16 protein-coding genes are annotated in these 21246 nt (G+C 53.1%); 12 read left to right on the top strand and 4 right to left on the bottom strand.

The genetic code is table 11. The features are described 5' to 3' along the window. Window positions 1-34: 34 nt before the first annotated feature. The 5 genes from mltB (at window position 35) to lipB (ending at window position 4344) form a co-directional block, all read left to right on the top strand. Complete coding sequence (gene mltB / locus HP566_RS00925) at window positions 35-1057, top strand: lytic murein transglycosylase B (RefSeq protein ID WP_249975377.1); 1023 nt, start codon at window positions 35-37, stop codon at window positions 1055-1057. After that, window positions 1054-2022 (top strand): septal ring lytic transglycosylase RlpA family protein, encoded by a 969-nt coding sequence (locus HP566_RS00920; RefSeq protein WP_249975376.1) that lies wholly within the window; start codon window positions 1054-1056, stop codon window positions 2020-2022. The genes mltB and HP566_RS00920 overlap by 4 nt, the downstream gene beginning before the upstream one ends. Window positions 2023-2087: 65 nt before the next feature. Next, window positions 2088-3293 carry a D-alanyl-D-alanine carboxypeptidase family protein gene (locus HP566_RS00915; RefSeq protein WP_249975375.1) on the top strand — a complete coding sequence of 402 codons (1206 nt, stop codon included), beginning with the start codon at window positions 2088-2090 and terminating at the stop codon, window positions 3291-3293. Between the two features lie 86 nt (window positions 3294-3379). Continuing rightward, window positions 3380-3691: an HP0495 family protein gene (locus tag HP566_RS00910; RefSeq protein WP_249975374.1), complete on the top strand. Its 312-nt coding sequence runs from the start codon at window positions 3380-3382 to the stop codon at window positions 3689-3691. A 2-nt stretch (window positions 3692-3693) separates the two neighbouring features. Beyond that, on the top strand, window positions 3694-4344 hold the full coding sequence (lipB, locus tag HP566_RS00905) for a lipoyl(octanoyl) transferase LipB (RefSeq protein WP_249975373.1): 651 nt from the start codon (window positions 3694-3696) through the stop codon (window positions 4342-4344). 84 nt (window positions 4345-4428) lie between these two features. Here the strand turns inward: lipB and lipA are convergent, their stop codons facing one another. Continuing rightward, window positions 4429-5481 carry a lipoyl synthase gene (gene lipA / locus HP566_RS00900; protein WP_249975372.1) on the bottom strand — a complete coding sequence of 351 codons (1053 nt, stop codon included), beginning with the start codon at window positions 5479-5481 and terminating at the stop codon, window positions 4429-4431. 278 nt (window positions 5482-5759) lie between these two features. Beyond that, the gene (locus HP566_RS00895) at window positions 5760-6746 is read right to left on the bottom strand and encodes a LysR family transcriptional regulator (protein ID WP_249975371.1); all 987 of its coding nucleotides are present in this window, start codon (window positions 6744-6746) and stop codon (window positions 5760-5762) included. A gap of 230 nt (window positions 6747-6976) precedes the next feature. On the opposite strand from HP566_RS00895, the gene HP566_RS00890 reads away from it, so the two are divergent. The 6 genes from HP566_RS00890 to HP566_RS00865 all read left to right on the top strand — a co-directional run bounded on the left by HP566_RS00890 (window position 6977) and on the right by HP566_RS00865 (window position 14703). Next, on the top strand, window positions 6977-9424 hold the full coding sequence (locus tag HP566_RS00890; protein WP_249975370.1) for a DUF3141 domain-containing protein: 2448 nt from the start codon (window positions 6977-6979) through the stop codon (window positions 9422-9424). Between the two features lie 304 nt (window positions 9425-9728). Beyond that, a complete protein-coding gene (topA, locus tag HP566_RS00885; protein ID WP_249975369.1) occupies window positions 9729-12356 on the top strand; it encodes a type I DNA topoisomerase in 2628 nt (875 codons plus the stop codon). Then, complete coding sequence (locus tag HP566_RS00880; RefSeq protein ID WP_249975368.1) at window positions 12353-12814, top strand: DUF6586 family protein; 462 nt, start codon at window positions 12353-12355, stop codon at window positions 12812-12814. The genes topA and HP566_RS00880 overlap by 4 nt, the downstream gene beginning before the upstream one ends. A gap of 152 nt (window positions 12815-12966) precedes the next feature. Then, complete coding sequence (locus tag HP566_RS00875; RefSeq protein ID WP_249975367.1) at window positions 12967-13431, top strand: 2-hydroxyacyl-CoA dehydratase; 465 nt, start codon at window positions 12967-12969, stop codon at window positions 13429-13431. Between the two features lie 153 nt (window positions 13432-13584). After that, the gene (locus HP566_RS00870; RefSeq protein ID WP_249975366.1) at window positions 13585-14214 is read left to right on the top strand and encodes a L,D-transpeptidase family protein; all 630 of its coding nucleotides are present in this window, start codon (window positions 13585-13587) and stop codon (window positions 14212-14214) included. 225 nt (window positions 14215-14439) lie between these two features. Beyond that, entirely contained in the window at window positions 14440-14703 is a 264-nt protein-coding gene (locus HP566_RS00865; protein ID WP_249975365.1) for an Lpp/OprI family alanine-zipper lipoprotein, read from the top strand. Between the two features lie 102 nt (window positions 14704-14805). Here the strand turns inward: HP566_RS00865 and HP566_RS00860 are convergent, their stop codons facing one another. Both HP566_RS00860 and mfd read right to left on the bottom strand, forming a co-directional pair. After that, window positions 14806-15933 carry a L,D-transpeptidase family protein gene (locus HP566_RS00860; RefSeq protein ID WP_249975364.1) on the bottom strand — a complete coding sequence of 376 codons (1128 nt, stop codon included), beginning with the start codon at window positions 15931-15933 and terminating at the stop codon, window positions 14806-14808. A gap of 105 nt (window positions 15934-16038) precedes the next feature. Beyond that, window positions 16039-19488, bottom strand: a complete 3450-nt coding sequence (mfd, locus tag HP566_RS00855; protein WP_249975363.1) for a transcription-repair coupling factor — start codon at window positions 19486-19488, stop codon at window positions 16039-16041. A gap of 266 nt (window positions 19489-19754) precedes the next feature. Here mfd and HP566_RS00850 point away from each other — a divergent pair, with 266 nt between their 5' ends. Then, on the top strand, window positions 19755-21218 hold the full coding sequence (locus HP566_RS00850) for a glyceraldehyde-3-phosphate dehydrogenase (RefSeq protein WP_249975362.1): 1464 nt from the start codon (window positions 19755-19757) through the stop codon (window positions 21216-21218). Window positions 21219-21246: the final 28 nt, after the last annotated feature.

Genomic DNA, 21246 nt, shown 5'->3' with positions numbered 1-21246 from the left:
TCTAAGTATGCGTTTTCACAGGAGTGACTAGTTAATGAACAGGGCCCGGAATAGAGCAGGCGGTTATTTAATGACTGCCCTAATGGCATGTTCAATCTCTGCCGTATGGGCAGATGAGCGGGCGCATTTTGATCCACAGCAGCATGAACGTACCCAGCAGTTAGTGGATGAGCTGGTAGCAGAAGGGCTACCGGAAGAGTGGTTGACCGAAACGTTTAATCAGGCCGCCTTTAGCCAAGGCGTTCTGGATGCGATGGAAGGGGCGGCTGAGCGACGTTTACGTTGGTATGAGTACCGCGATATTTTTATGACTCAGCAGCGTATTGACGAGGGTGCTGCATTCATTGATGAGTATGCCGATACACTTGCACGTGCCGAAGAGGTCTATGGTGTCCCGCGTGAGGTCATTACCGCCATTATTGGTGTGGAAACCTACTATGGGCGCCACAAAGGTCAGCACCGGGTACTTGATTCATTGGCGACGTTGGCATTTCACCATCCAGTACGCGGCGACTTTTTCCGTGGTGAGTTGGCGGCTTTCTTGAAAATTGCTTATGAGCAGGGAGTTGAACCTACTGAACTTTACGGCTCCTACGCAGGAGCCATGGGTTATCCGCAATTTATACCTACCAGCTACCAAGCGTACGCGGTGGATTTTGATGACGATGGTATCCGTGACTTGTGGGAAAATCCGGTTGATGCCATTGGCAGTGTTGCCAATTACTTCGCTGTGCATGGGTGGCAGCGTGATAGCGCTATCTATCATGAGGCGAATGGTCCGGATATACCGCCTGAGAGCTTAACGTTCAATCAGACCAGTGCACCTACTGTAACCGTGTCAGCTGTAAGAGAAGCAGGAATTGAGCCACAACATGTACTTGACCCAACGCTACCCGTGGTGCCGTTAATGCTGGAACTCTCTGATGATAGCGTCCGCTATCGGTTGGGGGAGTATAATTTCTATGTTATTACCCGCTACAACCATAGCCATCTTTATGCGATGGCAGTGGCGGAGTTATCAGAAGCCATTGAGCAGCAGGTTGAGGGTGAAAGATGAAAACATGGCTGTCAGATGCTCGGGGGGTAGGCGGGGTGATGGCTATCGTGGCTTTGGTAAGTGGCTGTGCCAGCCAAGAGGTTCAGCAACCTGGTGCCGATCCTGATCCTGCGCCCAGTGCATCAATTCCCAGTAGTGGTGGTATCAGTACGGATGGGCGCTATGCAATGTCGGGGGATGCTTACCCCCTTGAGCCACCGGACGTCAGCAAAGTCCCGGATGCAGAGCCTCGGGTGGAGCCGCTGTCCCGCGCAGGAAACCGTTCAACCTACGAAGTGTGGGGTAAAACCTATCATGTACTGCCGGATGCCAAAGGGTATGCCCGCCAGGGAACGGCTTCGTGGTATGGTGAGAAATTCCATGGCTACGCGACATCCAACGGTGAAATTTACGACATGTATAAAATGTCGGCTGCCCACCGCTCATTGCCGCTGCCCACCTTTGCTCGGGTTACCAGTTTAAACAGCGGCCAATCGGTCATTGTTCGGGTAAATGATCGGGGGCCGTTCCACAGTGATCGCGAGATTGATCTTTCCTATGCAGCGGCGGCCCGCTTGGGAATTCTGGATCACGGTACGGGGCCAGTGCGTGTTGAGGCTATTGACCCTGCACAGTGGCTTGCCGAGCGAGGCCGAGGGGAGGGTGCCACTGAGGCAAATCCGGCTGCTGTGACTCAGGCTGCGGCGCCATCCGTTGCTTCTCCGCGCCAACCAGCGGCGCAATCAACAGAAGAGCGTGATATGGGCGATGGTGCTATCTATCTGCAAATTGCCGCGCTGGGCAGCGTTGAAGGGGCTCAGCAGTTACAGCGGCGCCTGGAAGGTGAATTGGCGCATTCGGTACGCGTGATGAGTGATGCAGAGGTTCACCGGGTTCAGGTGGGGCCGGTAATGCCAGCCCAGGAAACACAGGCGCGTGATGAATTGCGTCAAGCGGGTTTTCCGCAAGTGTTTGTAGTGAGATAAGTTATCCTATTATTTACCCTGATGGCGGTTAGCCCCGCCACTTTTTCGTAAGTGAGAAGTTAGTGATGAATATACTATTATCGGTTCGCCGCTCTGCTCAGCTCTGTTTGTTTGCGGCGATGACCTTTGGGGCAATGTCTACCTCTGCCCAGCCGGTTCCTCAGCCACAGCCTCAGACCATTATCCCGGCGGCGCCTCAGCTTGCGGCGAGTTCATGGATTTTGATGGACGCCGATAGTGGTCGTGTGCTTGCCGAGCATAATCCGGATGAACGGCTGCCGCCAGCGAGCCTGACAAAATTGATGACCGCCTATCTGGTAGAGCGCGAGCTGGATCGCGGGACGATCAACCTGACAGACATGATCAATATCAGCGAGAACGCATGGCGTACAGGCGGCTCCAAGATGTTTATTGAGGTAGGTGATCGCGTTTCGGTTGATGACTTACTGCATGGCATTATCATTGTGTCAGGTAATGATGCGAGCGTTGCTATAGCTGAGCATCTCGCCGGTGGTGAAGCCCCCTTCGCTGATCTGATGAATCAGCATGCGACGCGCTTGGGTATGCACAATACGAATTTCCAAAATGCCACCGGGTTGCCTGGAGATAATCATTATTCCAGCGCACGGGATATGGCTTTATTGTCGCAATATATTATCAATGATTACCCAGAGCATTACGCTATTTACTCCCAGCGTACGTTTTCCTTTGGTGGAATTGACCAGCCAAACCGGAATCGCCTGCTATGGAGAGATCCCACGGTTGATGGGCTAAAAACTGGCTGGACGACAGAAGCGGGATATGGCTTGGTCGCATCAGCAAAGCGTGACGGCATGCGGTTAATTTCTGTGGTGATGGGCACAAGTTCTGAAGAAGCCCGTGCACAAGAGACCCAAAAACTGCTCAGCTATGGGTTTCGATTTTACGAGACCATGAAACTGTATGACCGTGGTGCAGTGTTGTCGACCCCACGTGTCTGGGGGGGAGAGATCAATGAACTGCGGGTCGGAGTGGATGAAGAGGTATTTATGACACTGCCCCGCAATCGCAATGAAGAGCTTCGCGCGCGCCTTAATCTTGATGCTGATCTTCAGGCCCCTGTAGCCGTGGGCGATGAGGTGGGCACATTAGAGGTATACCTGGGTGATGAAATGGTGGGCGAGCGTCAACTGGTGGCGCTTGAAAACATAGAAGAGGGGGGGCTGTTTAAACGTCTTTTTGATCAGGTCAGGCGTTTCTTCAGCGGATTGGTCAGTAATTTCACCAGTTAACTTCACATGAACTGGTTGATCAGGCCTTACCACCGCAGTAGGTGAGGTCTGAGCCAGATGCTTGATTGAGTTGCCAAAGGCTAATTATGAAACAGGATGCGAAAAAAGGGCTCCGCGATTTGCGCCAGCCAATAGCCGATCCTCCCGCTCAAATTACGTTCCCGTGTGATTATCCCTTGAAGGTGGTGGGTGATGCTGCTGACGATTTTGCCGCGTGTGTATGTGGCATTATCAACAAGCACGCTCCGGGCGTTGATGAAACCGCCATACAGGTCGTGGATAGCCGTAACGGTCGCTTTCAATCGGTACGCGTCACCATCAGAGCGACGGGAGAAGAGCAGCTTCGCCAGCTTTTTGAAGAGTTAAAAGCCACTGGCCGCGTACATATGGTGGTATAAGCATGAATACACATGCGCCAATTGAGCTACACCATTTGGGGCGCCAGGCCTATTTGTCTGTGTGGGAATCAATGCGCGCGCTAACTGATCAGAGGGATGCAACAACACCCGATCAGTTCTGGTTGGTAGAGCATGATCCTGTGTTCACCCAAGGACAGGCGGGCAAACCTGAACACCTCCTGATGCCGGGGGATATTCCGGTCGTTCAGACGGATCGGGGGGGGCAGGTGACTTACCATGGTCCAGGCCAGGTGGTGCTGTACCCTCTGTTAGATATCAGGCGTGGCAAAATTGGTGTGCGTGATTTAGTGACCGCGCTTGAAAATGCAGTGATTGCAGTGCTGGAGAGCTATGGTATCAGTGCCCGTGCAAGAGCGGATGCGCCAGGTGTCTATGTCGACACCCGCCAGGGAGAGGCCAAAATTGCGTCTTTGGGGCTGCGTATTCGGCGAGGGGCAAGTTATCACGGAGTCGCACTGAATGTAGACGCGGACTTAGCGCCCTTTGGGCGTATTAATCCGTGTGGGTATGCTGGTATGCAGGTGGCGCGTTTAGCTGATTTAGCCCCGTTGCAGGCATCTCATCAAGTGGGAAATCAGTTAGCCCAAGCTCTCGCTACAGAACTAAAACGCGAACTGATGGTGCTCAACTAATACCTGGGGAACTGAAAGGCCTATGCCGCGCTAGCACCGGAAAAGTACTTCCGGCGCTAGCGCGGTATTTTGCTAGTGCATTGCCTAGCCCACGTTTAGAGCAGGAATGCGGTTGGTATCTGCCTTCTGTCCAGGAACTGCGGCAGGGGAGGCAAGACCCAGGTTGTTTTTCTCAAACACGCGGTCGGCACGATAGCTGGAACGAACCAGTGGCCCCGAAGGCACTTCCATAAAGCCTTTTTCAAGGCCTAGAGCCCGGTAACGGTCAAACTCTTCAGGGCTTACCCAGCGCTCAACAGGGAGGTGGTTTTTGGTTGGGCGTAAATACTGCCCTAGGGTTACAATATCAACACCGATTTCACGCAAGTCATCGAATGTTTGCAGTATCTCTTCATCCGTTTCACCCAATCCCAGCATCAGGCTGGTTTTGGTAATAATATCAGGTCGGTATTGCTTGGCATGGGCAAGTACATTCAGGGTTTTACGATAGCCAGCGCGTGGGTCGCGTACCCGCTGAGTCAGTCGTTCAACCGTTTCAACATTCTGGGCAAATACCTCCAACCCGGAATCGACGACCCGTTCAATAGCCTCAAGCTTGCCATCGAAGTCTGGGGTCAGCGCTTCAACCACAACATCAGGTGTGCGTGCCTTGATTGCCTGAATACAGTTGGCATAATGGGTAGCACCACCATCATCCAGGTCATCACGGTCAACGGATGTGAGTACGATATAGCGTAGCCCCATTAGCTCTACTGATTTGGCAGTGTTTTCAGGCTCTTCATGATCAAGCCATCCCTTGGGATTGCCGGTATCAACCGCACAAAAGCGACAAGCGCGGGTACATACTGAGCCCATCAGCATAATCGTGGCCGTGCCGTTGCTCCAGCACTCGCCCATATTCGGGCAGTGGGATTCTGAGCACACCGTGCTGAGGCGGTGGGTGGAGACATTCTTCTTTACGGCCTCAAACCGTTCGCCGCCAGGAATTTGAGCGCGTAACCATTTAGGTTTGCGCTCAAGAGAAGGGGCATCCACCTGCGCTTTGCGCTGCTTCATGCCATCCTTGATCACCGTCATGCCGTATTCGTTGCGGAATTTTTCACCGCTGGGCACACGCTGTGAGGGGTTATTGCTCATAGAAGAGAGCCTCTCTACTGTGCGACAGACAATGTTATAGAAGCCAAAACCTGGCAGCCCGAATTCTTTTATCAACCATGATTGCCGCTAGCGCCATAAGCTATGCCACTCGGCTGTGTTGACTGATTTTGGCCACAGAGGCTTACCGCTTCAGAGAACATTGTTGCTGCGCTAAAACATGCCAAACCCTGAGTACGCTAAATGATACGTAGGTAGTAGGGTAATGTAACATATCTCAAGGCTAACAAGACACCGTAGACAACGCTCTTGTACCGTTCTTAGGCGGGTTGCATAGGCAGGCAGGAAACACCATGACTGGGTAGCGGGCTGGCGGGTGTTTGGAAGTAGCGTTGATATTCAGGCAGGCGTTCCCGGGTGAAGCGTAGGAACAGCTCTGCGACAGGGGTAGGAAAGTGATCCCGCCGGTGAACGGCGCACCAGGCACGGCGAATAGGAAAGCTGGGAAGAGTCAGTGCCGCTAATAACCCCTGTTCAAGCTCTAGCTGTACGGCCATGCGTGGCAGTACGGCAACACCCAAATGAGCCATTACACCCTGTTTGATCGCCTCATTGGTGCCAAGCTCAATCCGGTGGGGTAACCCTACTTCCTGATCCGCTGCGAGCTGTTCAAAAGCATTGCGAACACCAGAGCCAGGCTCACGCATTAACACGTAGTGACGAGCGAAGTCAGCCAGGGTGGGGGTTGGCGTATGGAGTAACGGGTGATCGGGCCATACGACGGCAATCAGCTCGTTATCAAGGATTGGCATAACGACTAAACCATCATTATTGGGCACCATTGCCATAATCACTACATCGTCCTGCTGCTCAGCCAACCTTTCCAGCGCCTGGCTGCGGTTACACACTTTCAAGCGCATGTGAACATCCGGGTAGTGGGCGCGAAAGCGGGCGAGTAGATAAGGTACGACATATTGAGCTGAAGAAACGGCAGCGATATTCAGTTCACCGCTGATTTTGCCGTTAATATTGGAAAGGTTCATCTGCAACCGGGAAAGTTGCCCGATGATTTCTCTGGTGGAAAGTGCCAAGGTATCCGCTGCTGGTAGAACATGCAGGGTTTTACCTGCATATTTAAATAGTGGCTGGCCAAGTGCCTGTTCAAGCTGGCGGATCTGGGCACTAACAGCAGGTTGAGTCAACCCTAATTGCTCAGCGGCCCGTGAATAAGAGCGCTGGCGATGTACGGCCTGAAATACTTGGAGCTGGCGAAACGTTAAGCGGTTTAGCAGCGTGGGGGATGACATAACAACCTCTCGGTAACACCCTCCGTTGACGGGTAGCACGTCGGGAAGATGGAAACTTCAGCGTCGGATTGGAATGCTATCACTGATTACGTTCAGTCGTCTGCAACGTATCTGTGGGTGAATTGGGTTAGGTAGCCATCGACGTGATGCATGGAGTGGCCTAAACTATATTGCAATGCAGCATCATTGCTTCGGGATTGACGCCCTGCATCAACCCAATGGGAGAATCTATGAACCTTCTCGCTAATCCTTTGCTGCCTGGCAATCTGCTGAATAGCAGCTGGTCAGGAACGTCCGATGATTCCGCAGTGCTGCCCGGCGAAGAAGTCTTCGCCAGCATGTTGGACCCCTTCGGGTTCGGGCGGGCTGCGGTGGACTACTGGCGCGATAGTATGGAGCGCAGCATCCTCTATTGGGATGTGATGCGGGAGCGTGGCAACCAATACCTTGAGCACATGGAGCAAACCAAACCTAATGTGCTCGGCTTTGAAACCGAGGTGTTGGTTGACGGACGAACGCTGCCCAACCCAACCAATTATGAACTACTCCGTGTTTTACCTCCTGAAAGCACGCAGATTGATCCTGATAAGCGTCCTTTTGTTGTGGTTGATCCCCGTGCCGGGCATGGCCCTGGCATTGGTGGGTTTAAACCAGACAGTGAGCTGGGGGTAGCGCTTAAAGCAGGGCACCCTTGCTACTTCATCGGCTTTTTACCATTCCCCGAGCCGGGGCAAACGGTAGAAGATGTTGTTGAAGCGGAAATTACGTTTATACGCCATATCATTGAGCTGCACCCTGAGACCACTGAAAGGCCGATGGTGGTGGGCAACTGTCAGGCAGGCTGGCAGATCATGATGGCCGCTGCACTGGAGCCGGACGTGTTTGGCCCTATTCTAATTGCGGGTGCGCCACTTTCCTATTGGGCAGGAGAGCATGGTAAAGCGCCAATGCGTTATACCGGAGGCATGACCGGCGGCAGTTGGATCACCGCTTTGACCAGTGACCTTGGCAATGGTCTTTTTGATGGTGCCTGGCTGGTACAAAACTTTGAACGGCTCAACCCGGCCAATACCTATTGGAAAAAGCAGTACCACCTTTATGCCAATATCGATACAGAGACAAAGCGATATCTGGAATTTGAGCGGTGGTGGGGAGGGCACGTTGTGCTGGGCGGAGAGGAGATACAGTACATTGTTGATAATCTTTTTGTAGGCAATCGCCTTTCCACGGCCCAATTGGTTACCCGGGACGGCAGGCGCATCGACCTGCGTAATGTGCGCTCTCCGGTAGTGGTTTTTTGTTCACGGGGAGACGACATTACGCCGCCACCTCAGGCACTGGGCTGGATACGTGATTTGTACGAAGGCGAAGAGGATATTATTGCCAACGAACAAACCATTGTGTACTGCCTTCACGATACGACAGGGCACCTGGGCATTTTTGTTTCCGGCAGTGTTTCCCGTAAGGAGCATTCGGAGTTTACTGCCAATATGGATTACATCGATGTCATGCCACCAGGGCTTTATAAGACCACGGTATCCCATGCAAGCGAACGACATGATGCCGAGTTGATTGAGCGGGACTACCTATTGGAATTTACGCCCCGTGACTTTGCTGAGTTAGACCAGGACGTGATGCATGATCCTGAAGATGATCGACGCTTTGCTACCGTCGCGCGTATTTCGGAGATCAATCTTGGTTTTTATCGCCTCTACGTTCAGCCATGGATGCAGGCCGTTATGACGCCTGAGGCGGCGCGTTGGGTGCGCCGTATGCATCCTATCCGGTTAGGTTACAAGTTACTTTCAGACCGTAATCCTCTGACAGTACCGCTTCCCGTGATGGCTGAAACTGTCCGCGGTAATCGGCAGCCAGTGGGGCGGGACAACTTATTTAAAGCACTTGAAACCATGTGCTCTGACCAGATTGTCGCTGCACTCAATGCATGGCGTGATCTACGGGACAGTTCAACCGAGCGGTTGTTTATGGATATTTATGGTCAGCCGCTTCTACAGGCTGCGGTTGGTTTATATGGGGATGCCCATGTGCATCGCCGACGCCCCGGTGCTGAGCCGGAACATCGCCGCTTTATTGAGCGTCGCCAGGATGAGCTGCGTGAGAAAATAGCTCAGGGTGGTTCGCATGAGGCTGTTATGCGTTCGGTGATTTACGTGCTGGGCGGTGCACCCTCCACGGATGAGCGTAATTTCAAGCGGCTGCGTGCCTCCCGAGCCGAGTTGGAGCCAGGTGCCCGGCTGAGCGAGTTCAAGCGTCTGGTTCGAGAGCAGTTTTTCATTTTGAAAATGGATCGGGAGCAGGCGCTCAATACGCTGCCAGTGCTCCTTAAAGGACAGAGTGATGAGGAGATTGATGAGCATATTGAACACCTGGAACATGTGTTTGCTGCCAGCGGAGAGCTTTCAGAGCATGCTGCGGAGCGCTTTGAGCAAGTGAAAACATTGTTCGACGAAGCGCGTCCTCCTAAAGCGATTGTCAGCAAGGTTGCGGTGAAGACCTCCGCTGAAAACAGAGTGACTGAAGGCAGTGTAAAGAAAGTCGCTGATGATGGTGATAAAGACGGAGAGGGCAAGCAGAGTGATGCTGTAACAACAGAGCGTAAAGTGGCTGAGAAGCCAAAAACCTCAACCCCACGCCGCAAAACGCCCCGCAAGCATTAAATTAGGGTTATACCTTCCTGGCGCCCCTGCTAAAAAGCAGGGGCGCTTTATTTGTTTCCGCTGATTAGGGTTGCCGTGAGGGAAGTGGCAGTCTAGTGTCTAGCTACTTTAAAGGGTAAAAGTGGATAGGCCCGACGCGGCACTGTTCAATATAAGCATGGCTTCTACCCTTCAGTTGCACTGGCGCTTAGAGAAGGGCTGGGGTAGGGTAGGCGCATTTTTCTCATGGTCGCTAATGTTAATTCATGCGGCATCGTATCAGAGCATGGGCTGGATAGCCTGAGCATTAGGAAAGTGGAGCACTATGGGCAAGTCACTGGTCATCGTCGAATCGCCAGCGAAAGCGAAGACGATAAATAAGTACCTCGGCAACGATTTCATCGTAAAGTCGAGCGTGGGTCATATCCGTGACCTGCCGACCAGCGGCTCAGGCAAGGCAGCCTCCGACCCTAAGGAGCGCGCCCGCCAGGCTGCGGCAACTCGTAAGATGTCTGCGGATGAAAAGGCGGATTATAAAAAGCGCAAAGCACAGGATCAGTTGATACGGCGAATGGGCATTGACCCGGATAATGGGTGGGAAGCGCATTACGAAGTATTACCCGGCAAAGAAAAGGTAGTTGCCGAGCTAAAAAAACTCGCAGAAAAGGCCGATGCTGTGTATCTCGCAACGGATTTGGATCGCGAAGGGGAAGCCATTGCCTGGCACCTGCGTGAAACGATTGGTGGTGATGACAGCCGCTACAAGCGTGTGGTGTTTAACGAGATCACTAAAAATGCGATTCAGGATGCCTTTAAAGCACCTGGCGCGTTGAATATCCCACGCGTTGAAGCACAGCAGGCAAGGCGCTTTCTGGACCGTGTGGTGGGCTTTATGCTGTCACCGTTGCTATGGGCCAAAATCGCACGCGGCCTTTCTGCGGGCCGCGTACAGTCGGTTGCAGTACGCCTGATAGTTGAGCGTGAACGCGAAATCCGTGCCTTTATTCCTGAAGAGTTTTGGGATGTTCATGCGGACTTGGTCTCACCAGATGGCGAGTTGGTTCGCTTCGCGCTGGTGCGTCAGGATGGCAAGCCTTTTCGTCCAACGTCTGAGAAAGACACGCTGGAGCGCATCGAGCAACTGCGTAAAGCCAGGCTTTCCATCACTTCACGGGAAGATAAGCCCACCAGTTCCAAGCCCACTGCGCCCTTTATTACCTCGACACTTCAGCAGGCTGCCAGTGGCCGGTTAGGGTTTTCAGTCAAAAAAACCATGACCATGGCCCAGCGTCTCTATGAGGCTGGCTATATCACTTATATGCGTACCGACTCCACCAATCTGTCAAAAGATGCCGTGGAAAGCGTGCGTACCTTTATTGGTGATGAATACGGCTCCCGTTACCTGCCGGAGACACCCAACCGCTATAGCAGTAAAGAGAGCGCACAGGAAGCCCATGAAGCGATACGTCCTTCCAGCGTTGAGCGTAAAGCGACCGATTTGGTGGGTATGGAGCGTGATGCCGAACGCCTTTACGAGCTTATCTGGCGCCAGTTTGTAGCGTGCCAGATGACACCTGCCAAGTATCTCTCCAGTACACTAAGCGTTGACGTTGATGGTTACGATTTGCGCGCCAAGGGGCGTGTGCTGAAGTTTGACGGTTACACCAGGGTGATGAAGCCAACCGGTAAACATGAAGATCAGAGTCTGCCTGATTTACCCAAAGGCACGGCTATGGAGCTTGAGAAGCTTGATCCCCAGCAGCACTTCACCAAGCCTGCCCCTCGCTATACCGAAGCCAGTCTGGTAAAGGAGCTGGAAAAGCAGGGGATTGGCCGCCCGTCTACCTATGCGTCCATTATCTCCACGATTCAGGATCGTGGTTACGTGAAGCTGGAAAATCGCCGTTTTTATGCAGAAAAGCTGGGCGATGTTGTCACCGAGCGTTTGAAAGAATCATTCCCTGACTTAATGGATTACTCCTTCACTGCACGTATGGAAGATAGTCTGGATGAAGTCGCAGAAGGTGAGCGCAACTGGCGGGTACTGCTGGATGCCTTCTACGAAGAGTTCCGCACTGAGTTAAGCAAAGCGGAAAGTGAAGGAGGTATGCGCCCCAATCAGCCGGTGCCCACCGATATCGATTGCCCCAGTTGTGGCCGTAAAATGCAGATTCGTACCGCATCGACAGGTGTTTTCCTGGGATGTAGCGGCTATAACCTGCCCCCTAAAGAGCGTTGTAAAACCACCATTGACCTGATCCCGGGTGAAGAGGCCGTTGCCGAAGACGCTGGTGAAGAAGCCGAAACCAATGCATTGCGTGCCAAACGCCGCTGCCCCAAATGTGGCACGGCAATGGATAATTATCTGATTGACGAGACTCGCAAGTTACATATCTGCGGTAATAGCCCGGATTGCGGTGGTTATGAGGTCGAGGCTGGCAAGTTCAAAATTAAGGGTTATGACGGACCTGTTATCGAATGCGATAAGTGTGGTTCGGAGATGCAGCTCAAGTCAGGCCGCTTTGGCAAGTACTTTGGCTGCACTAATAGTGAGTGTAAAAACACGCGCAAACTTTTACGAAGCGGAGAGGTGGCTCCGCCCAAAATGGACCCAATCCCCATGCCGGAACTGGGCTGCCAAAAGGTGGATGATCACTATGTCCTGCGCGATGGAGCCAGTGGCCTGTTCCTGGCAGCCAGCAAGTTCCCTAAAAACAGAGAAACCCGCCCGCCATTGGTTAAGGAGTTACAGGCACATGCCAATGAGCTGCCGGAGAAGTATCACTTCATCCTCAGTGCGCCCAGTGAAGACCCGGATGGACGGCCTGCGCAGATTCGTTACTCACGTAAAAATAAAGAGCAGTACGTGATGACGGATGAAGAGGGCAAAGCGACTGGGTGGAAGGCAACCTATGACGGCGGTAAGTGGCACGTGGAGGATAAGCGCAAGTGAGTCCCCGTTCCCGTACCAACCAGTTATTGTACCAGACAGAGCTACTGATGGGCTTGCCGACAGGGAGTGATGAGCACGCCCCGGCGCGACAGTTGGCAATCGAGGAGAGCGCCCTGGCGCTCTTCGAACTGGCGCTTAACTCGCTGCTTAAAGAGGTTTCGCAACATGCACGCCTGGAAACCCATGACTGGCACCAGCTACTTGCCAGTGATGGACCCGCCATCGCTGAGCTACAGCGCCTGCGTGATATAATGTGCCAGCCGGATAGCTGGCTGTGTTGGCTGGTCGCACAACTTGAGCGGTTACATAGCGATGAAGGCGCTGCCAGGCGCAGCGTACAAAACCCTGCCATGATTGCCTTGGGTGGACAGGGATCATTGGCCGAGCAGTTGCTGAATAACTTACAGGCTGCCAAACAGGAAATAGCAAACCTGCGTGAAACCAGCCAGGAATGGTAAAACCCCGGCTGTTGCATCAATACCTGATCAAATCCACTGCGACCCCCAGTGGAACTATTTAAGTCCACTCAACTCTAGACCATATGTGTAACATCAATCAGTAATCAGTTCGATGCAACATTGATGCAAAATGACATGGGAAGGAGACACGGATGCGCTACAACCAGGTCAAGGATCTCATCGAGTGGGCGGCAGGATACCATGCACGGATGGCCCGACAATATAGTGTCGCCGCAGAGCAAACGGATAGCCAGCGCCTCACAATGGCGTTGACATATCTCGCCTCTAGCGAGTTAAAAATGAAGTCGGGGCTCGAAGCGCTTTTCCATGATGGCTCCAGTCATCGTGAAGTGCTTGAGACATGGTTCGACGACTCAGGTGATTTCCCCCAGCCGCCCCAACTGGAAGCAATTGCAGAGTGCTCTATAGCGGGTTCAATTGACGCGATAACAGCGCTGGCTGAAGAATCCCACCGTCATTTGCAGGCGCTTTATGCACATAGAGCATCGCGGGCAAAAATTGAGCCTGAGGAAGAGTTCTTTACCTCACTTGCGCAGGGTCACAATGCTGAGGCCCGCAAGCTGGTGGCCAGCATGCAGGAGTTTGAAGGCATTTAGTAGCGTTGAAAATTAGTCGAATAAAAACCAATAAGCCAGAAAATGCAGTTTTGTTCAGTGAAACCACTGTCAGTGGTGGTGCGAATAAGGTATAAAAGTCAGCATAATGCCTTATTTGGCAAGCATTGAAAGCCTGTATTGAGAGCGATAACGATGCCTTTGAACCGCCGTCGATTTTTGGCGTTAGCGATGGGTTGGCCGGCTGTTGCCAGCGCAACTGCTACCAGCCCAGTGAATGATTATCAGCCGACTGATCTTGTTGAGACACTCCTTGCGCGTGCTGCTGTTCCCCGTCATAGCAACGAACTGTGGTTGCTGATTGATGATAAAGCGTCCACGTTAAGCGTGTTTCGTGGTGATGAAGTACTGGAGCATATTGGCCCAATTTCATTGGGCCGGGCTGGTGCCAAGACCCAGCGGGTACGTGGTGATAACGTCACGCCGCTGGGGGAATTCCGCGTCAATCGATTTAATTACGAAAGCCAGTGGCATATCTTCATCGGTATAGATTATCCTACGCCACCTCATGCGCGAATGGCGCTTGAGAAAGGCATCTACTCTCAAGCAGATTACGAAGCCTACTTTGATTACTATCGTCGCCACGGCTATCCGCCGCAAACGACGGTGCTGGGTGGAGCCATCGGGATTCATGGCATTGGTGTTGGTGACCCCGATATTCATGGACGCTTTCACTGGACCCAAGGGTGTGTGGCAGTGACCAATGAAGAGATTGAGCGAGTGGCATCATTAGTAAGTGTTGGCACTCGCGTGGTGATCCGCTAGGCTTATGTTGTTGAAGGAAGTTCGCGGTTTTAAGCACGTGACTATAGACAACCGCTGTGGTCTATTATAAAACAGCGTTTGACTTGTGTGCCCTGGTACGATTTCAAGGCACAGGTCGCTGTAAAAGAACCTGCACCGCAGGTAGACAAATTTAAGCTAACACTTTAGCCTTATCTTTTGTCATACCCTTAACGTTGTACCCAAGGAAGATTCAAGGAGAACACTATGACTCTTAAGACTGCTCTGAAGATGACTGCCGCTGCCGCTTCTCTGGCAATTCTGGCTGGCTGTGCTTCTACCAGCGCCCTGGAAGAAGTTCGTCTGACTGCTGAATCTGCACAGGCTGACGCAGCAGAAGCACGCAGCATGGCTTCACAAGCGCTGAACACTGCAAACCAGGCTCAGCGCGATGCGCAAGCCGCTCTGCAGCTGTCTGAGCAAAACCGTGAAGAAATGAACCGCATGTTCCAGCGTTCCATGCAGAAGTAATTTTGCCTGGACCACTGAGCATCGGTTAGGTTCAGCGGTTGCTGTGGATATAAAAAACCCCGCTTCGGCGGGGTTTTTTATGGTTATCAGTTATCAGTCTTGCTATGCATCACCTTCAATGTGTAGAGCCGCAGCGCTTACTTCCAGCTCCTCAAGCAAGCTTTTGGGCTGAGCGGTATCTTCCACGGGCGCTGCGTCTGCCTGTGGGCCGTAAAGGGCGATAAAGCGGCCGTTGGGCTCTGCAATTGCCTGCTCGACTTGTTCCTGCTCAATCTCAATCTGGTCTTCTATGAGTGTGTTAAGGCGTTCCAGGGCGTCCAGCAGGGGTTCTGAACCTTCTACGTTTTCTTCAAGCTGCGGGTAGGACTGAACAAATAGAGTGCCATCTGCCGCCCAACCTGCTTTGAAAGGGGCATCCATCAAATTAACCTGGGTGCCACTGGGCAAGCGGTCGTAGAGGGACTCGATATCTTCAGGGTACATACGGATACAGCCGCGGCTGGCACGCATGCCAACGCCATCGGGGCGGTTCGTACCATGAATCAGGTAGCTGGGCATTGCCAGGAGAATAGCGTGACGACCAAGCGGGTTATCCGGGCCAGGCGGCACGATGGCCGGAGCAGGCTCGCCGCGCTCTGCGGCTTCACGGCGCATTGACGCAGGGGGAGACCAGGCGGGGTCTTTCACCCTCACCGTAGTACGGGTAATACCAACAGGGGTGGCGAAGCCATCCCGGCCGACACTGACCGGATAGGTTTCTACAATGTCAGGGTTATCGGCCGGGTAGTAGTAAAGGCGTAGTTCAGAAAGGTTGATGACCACGCCTTCCCGGGGGGCTGGGGGGAGAATGTACTGTGCTGGGATGACCACCTCGGTACCTTCTCCGGGTACCCACAGGCTAACATCCGGGTTAGCCATGCGAATCTCTTCGAAACCGATGTTGTGCCGACGTGCGATATCGATCAGTGTCTCTTCGGGGTCTTCCACGGTCACGGTGTAGTACTCACCGATAATGTCACCTGTTTCTGGTAAGTGAAAATGGCCGCGGGGAAGCTCACGGTGTGATGCTACCTGCTCGGCTCCGGCAACAGCGTCTTCGGCAACGACTGCCTGGTTATTCTCCACCTGTTCGGAGGATGATTGCGCATAAACAGGCCCAGCAAGGCTGGCCGCCAGCAATACTGCAAGGCTGGTGGGGCCCCAAAGGTTAAAAAGATGGCGAGTGTTCATGTTCGTTCCTAATAGTTAATTGCTAATGCGCGTCGTGATAAGCCAGCGCGCTAAGCCTTGTTTGAGAGGCTGTTGTGCTGCTTACGTCCAAGTTTGCCCCAAGGTTTACGCCGCCGCTACTTTTTGATTCAGGGTGGTCAACAGGTTTTCAACCTTTTCAAAACGCTGTTCGACTGTTTCCATTGAGAATTCAAACCGTAAGGTGTCTGAACCGTCCAGCCGGTAGTGCTGTGGTGACTGCTGAATAAGTGTAACCAGTGTTAGTGGATCGACCTGGGTGGCATTGCTGAACAGGATCCTGCCGCGACTGTCGCCTGCCTCAATCCGGGCCACACCGAGCTGCTCGGCACGCTGGCGAAGTTTGGTTTGGCGTATCAGATTTTTTAATGGTGAGGGCAGCAATCCGAAGCGGTCAATCAACTCAACCTGAAGCTCTTTCAGTTCAGCTTCACTCTGCGTATTGGCAATACGCTTATACATTACCAGCCGTTGCTGTACATCATGGATATAGGTATCAGGAATCAGTGCCGGTAAGTTTAGGCTGATTTCCACGCCAGTATTGAATGGCGCATCGATATTCGGTGTTTTTCCGGCGCGAATGGCTTTTACCGCACGGTCCAGCATTTCCATATAAAGCGTGTAGCCAATGGTTTCCATCTGGCCGCTCTGCTCGTCGCCCAACAGCTCACCTGCACCACGGATTTCCATATCATGGCTGGCAAGCGTAAAGCCTGCGCCCAGGTCATCTGAAGCGCTGATTGCCTCCAGACGTTTGACGGCATCCCGGGTCATGGCTTTAGGCGGCGGGGTTAACAGGTAGGCGTAGGCCTGATGGTGGCTGCGCCCTACGCGGCCGCGCAACTGGTGTAACTGGGCCAGGCCAAATTTATCCGCTCGCTCAATCAAAATCGTATTGGCGCTGGGAACATCAATGCCTGTCTCAATGATGGTTGAGCACACCAGTACATTAAAACGACGATGATAAAAGTTGGACATGACGCGCTCAAGGCTGCGTTCCGGCAATTGCCCATGCGCGACGGCAACCCGGGCTTCGGGGACAAGTTCACGAATCTGCTCTGCCGCATGTTCGATGGACTTCACCTCATTATGAAGGAAGTAAACCTGTCCGCCGCGTAGAATCTCCCGTAGTAGCGCTTCCTTGATAATACTACTGTCGCGTTGTTGTACAAATGTTTTAACCGACAAGCGTCGGGCGGGAGGAGTGGCAATAATGGAGAGATCCCGAATGCCGCTCATTGCCATATTCAAGGTGCGGGGGATCGGGGTCGCAGTCAGGGTTAGGATATCTATTTCGGCGCGTAACGCCTTTAGCTTCTCTTTTTGGGCAACGCCAAAGCGGTGTTCCTCGTCGATGATCAAGAGCCCCATTTTAGGCAGCTCCACGCTGTTTGAAAGCAGCTTATGCGTGCCAATCACGATATCAGTTTGGCCCATTTTGATACTTTCCAGCGTTTGAGACATCTCTTTGCCGCCGGTAAAGCGTGAGATCAGGGCAATGTTAACTGCTGTGTCGGCGAAACGGTCACGGAAGTTCTCGAAGTGCTGACGGGCAAGCAGGGTAGTCGGTACCAGCACAACCACCTGTCGGCCTGACTGCACTGCCAAAAAGGCAGCCCGCATGGCAACTTCAGTTTTTCCAAATCCCACGTCACCGCATACCACGCGGTCCATGGGCTGGGGTGATGTCATGTCGCGAATAACCGCTTCAATGGCGGCCTGCTGGTCTGGTGTTTCCTCAAATGGGAAGCTGGCAGCAAAGCGTGTGTACTCCTCGCCCGGGGAGTCATAGATCACCCCCTGCTGGGCTTCCCGGCGTGCATACACATCCAGTAATTCGGCAGCGGTATCGCGAATTTTCTCGGCAGCTTTACGCCGGGCTTTTTCCCATTGGTCTGAGCCAAGTTTGTGCAGAGGGGCCAATTCATCATCAGCGCCGCTGTAACGTGAAATCAGGTGCAGGCTGTCGACAGGGACGTAAAGTTTGGCGCCATCAGCGTAGGAGAGGGCCAGGAACTCATTGGCCTGACCACCCGCTTCCAGGGTTTCGAGACCCAGGTAGCGGCCAACGCCGTGGGCCTGGTGAACCACGGGTGCACCTTCGCGCAATTCGGATAGATGGCGAACAGCCAGTTCGTTATCGTCGGTGGCTTTTTCCCTGCGACGGCTCTGGCGGACCACATCCCCAAACAGCTCAGTTTCGCTAATCACCGCCACATTAGGCTGGGTCAGCCAGAGACCACTGCTGACAATGCTTTCGGTAATGGCGAAACGCTGAGTGCTGTTTAGAAAGTCGTGAAAACCCTCGATATGGGGCAGTTTAAGATTCAGGGGGGTAAGCAGCTCTTCCAAGGCTTCTCTGCGGCCCCTGGATTCGGCTACAAGCAATATTCGGGTATTGGTTTGCGCTTCAATAAACCCAGCCAGTTCACTGAGTGGCTGCTTTGCCCGCGCATTAATGGCAAGCGTTGGGAGGGCCTGAGCTTCTGGTGCCAGTGCATGGCGCTGGGCGTCATCTTCAGTAAGCTCAATGCGTGGGCGAGCTTTAATGGCTGAGAACACCTCGCTGACGGGAAAGAACGCTCGGTGGGGCGGCAGCAGTGGGCGTGTTGGGTCAACCCCAAGGTTCGTGTAACGTGATTCAATCGATTGCCAATGCTGCTCTGCCGCGTGGAAAACACCGGGTAGCAGTGCCACGCGGGTGTCGTCGGTAACGTGCTCAAACAGAGAGGCGGTTTGCTCGAAAAACAGGGGTAGGTAGTGCTCCAGTCCTGGAGAAGGAATCGCCTTTAGCGCATCATTGTAAAGTGGGCATTGGCGTGGATCGACATCAAACAGGGTTTCAAACTGCTCTCGGAAGCAGGCAATGGCGCTTCTGCTGAGCGAGTACTCATGGGCAGGCAGCAGCTCAAGCGTATCTACCTGATGGGTAGAACGCTGGTTGCCTGGATCGAAGTGACGCAGAGTCTCGATTTCATCATCAAACAGATCAATCCGGATTGGCTCGTCCATGCCCATGGCAAACAGGTCGATGATGGCGCCGCGCATGGCGTATTCACCTGGCTCATACACCGTCTCAACCGCACGATAGCCTGCCCGGGAGAGCGATTCGCGAAATGTTTCACGGTTAAGGGTGGCACCGGTTTTTAGCGTCATTACCCTGCCAGCAATATATGCCACTGGCGGTAGGCGTTGCATAAGCGTGTTGATCGGCACCAGCACAATCCCGCGGACGCCATCCTGTAATTGTCGCAGGGTGCGAAGGCGGGCGGAAATAATATCCTGGTGAGGAGAAAAGCTGTCATAGGGCAGCGTTTCCCAATCAGGAAAGGGCAGCACCGGCACATGGCTGTAAAACGACAGGTCTTGCTCCAAGCGTTGCGCGCTTGCTGTGCTGGGGGTAATAACCAGCAGGGGAGCGCTACTGGCGACCTGAGCCAGCGCCAGGGCAGTCGCACTGCCCGGCGGCGCTGTCAGGTAAAGCGTATCGCGAGTCCCTTGGGGCTGGGGCGGTTCGAGCAGAGAGAAAGATGGCATAGTCACGGTATCGTTGTTGCGCTAAAACGGAGGTATGGATCATACACGATCAACACTTTCAGTTAGAGGTCTACCGTCCACGACTTGAGTAGCTTCCACCGGGTGGGATGTTTTACCTTCGTCTACATACTATTTGCGGCTTGTAGTCAAACCCGCGTTTATGTAATCCCCCTACATCTTGTGCGACTATCCTTTCATTGCGACGTCCCTCCAAGCTCAGGATAATGCTCGGCGAAAACCCTTTTCACTACCCAATGAGGCCGCACGTGAGTCAGCAAGCTCTCGAAAACGTTTTTGAGGAATGGCAAAGCAACGAAGCCTTGGCTGAGCAAATGATCCCGTTAGTGGGGCAGCTTTATCGTCAGAACAACGTTGTTGCCACCATGTTCGGACGTTCGCTGATCAAACGGTCGGTAATTCGCATTCTTAAAGATCATCGCTTTGTGCGTAAGATTGAAGGTACTGAACTCTCGGTTGAAGATACGTTCCCTATCGTTAAAGTGATGAGTGAACTGAATCTGGGGCCTGCCCATGTTGATGTAGGTAAGCTGGCAGTAGCCTTCAAGCGCCAGGGGGGCGGTGACCTTGAGGCTTTCCTGCATAAAGAGCTAAGCGATATTATTGATGGCTATCAGCCGGGCGCCAGCACGGGCGAGCCGCAGGATGTAGTGCTTTATGGCTTCGGTCGTATCGGCCGTTTGTTGGCGCGTGTGCTGGTAGAAAAAGCAGGTGGCGGTAACCTGTTGCGTTTGCGGGCTATCGTGGTGCGTGGGCGTGGCGATGTGGCGAAGGACCTGGAAAAGCGTGCCAGCCTGTTACGCCGCGACTCTGTGCATGGCCCCTTTGATGGCACCATCTCAGTAGATGCTGAGGCTCGTACGCTTACCGTTAACGGTAATGTGGTGCAGGTGATTTATGCTGATTCACCCAGCGAAATTGATTATACCGCATACGGCATCAACAACGCTGTGGTGGTTGATAATACCGGTATTTGGCGTGATGAGGCGGGTCTGGGGCAGCACCTTGAGTGCAAAGGGGCAGCAAAAGCACTGCTAACCGCGCCGGGTAAAGGTGATATTAAAAACATCGTGTTTGGTATTAACCACGACACTATTGGCGAAGGCGACCGTATCGTTTCCGCTGCTTCCTGTACCACCAACGCGATTGTGCCCGTCCTGAAAGTGCTCAATGATGAGTACGGGGTAGTAACCGGTCATGTGGAAACCGTGCATGCCTATACCAATGACCAGAACTTGATCGACAACTACCATAAGGGTGATCGTCGCGGTCGTAGTGCGGCGCTTAACATGGTGTTGACCGAGACGGGGGCTGCCAAGGCAGTTGCCAAAGCCCTGCCCGAGCTTGCAGGCAAGTTAACCGGTAATGCCATTCGCGTGCCGACCCCCAACGTTTCCATGGCGATTCTTAATCTGACGCTGGAAAAGGGTACCGATGCGGCTGCGTTAAATGATTATCTACGTCGCATGTCGATTGATTCTGCTTACCAGAAGCAAATTGATTACGTGGATTCAGCGGAAGTGGTGTCGTCCGACTTTGTTGGTAACCGCCATGCCGGTATCGTAGATGCCAAGGCCACGATTGCAAACGGCAATCATGCAGTAGTTTATGTCTGGTATGACAATGAATTTGGCTATAGCTGCCAGGTGATTCGCATCCTTCAGCAGATGTCGAATGTGCAATTTCTGAAACTGCCGCGCCAAGCCAGTTAAAGGAAGATGTCTCACAGAAAGGGCTAAT

Origin of the sequence: Vreelandella olivaria (assembly GCF_023507745.1) — a bacterium.
In the GTDB taxonomy this organism is placed as follows: domain Bacteria; phylum Pseudomonadota; class Gammaproteobacteria; order Pseudomonadales; family Halomonadaceae; genus Vreelandella; species Vreelandella olivaria_A.
The sequence above is the reverse complement of the archived record's forward strand: the minus strand, read 5'-3'. Positions and strand labels throughout refer to the sequence as shown.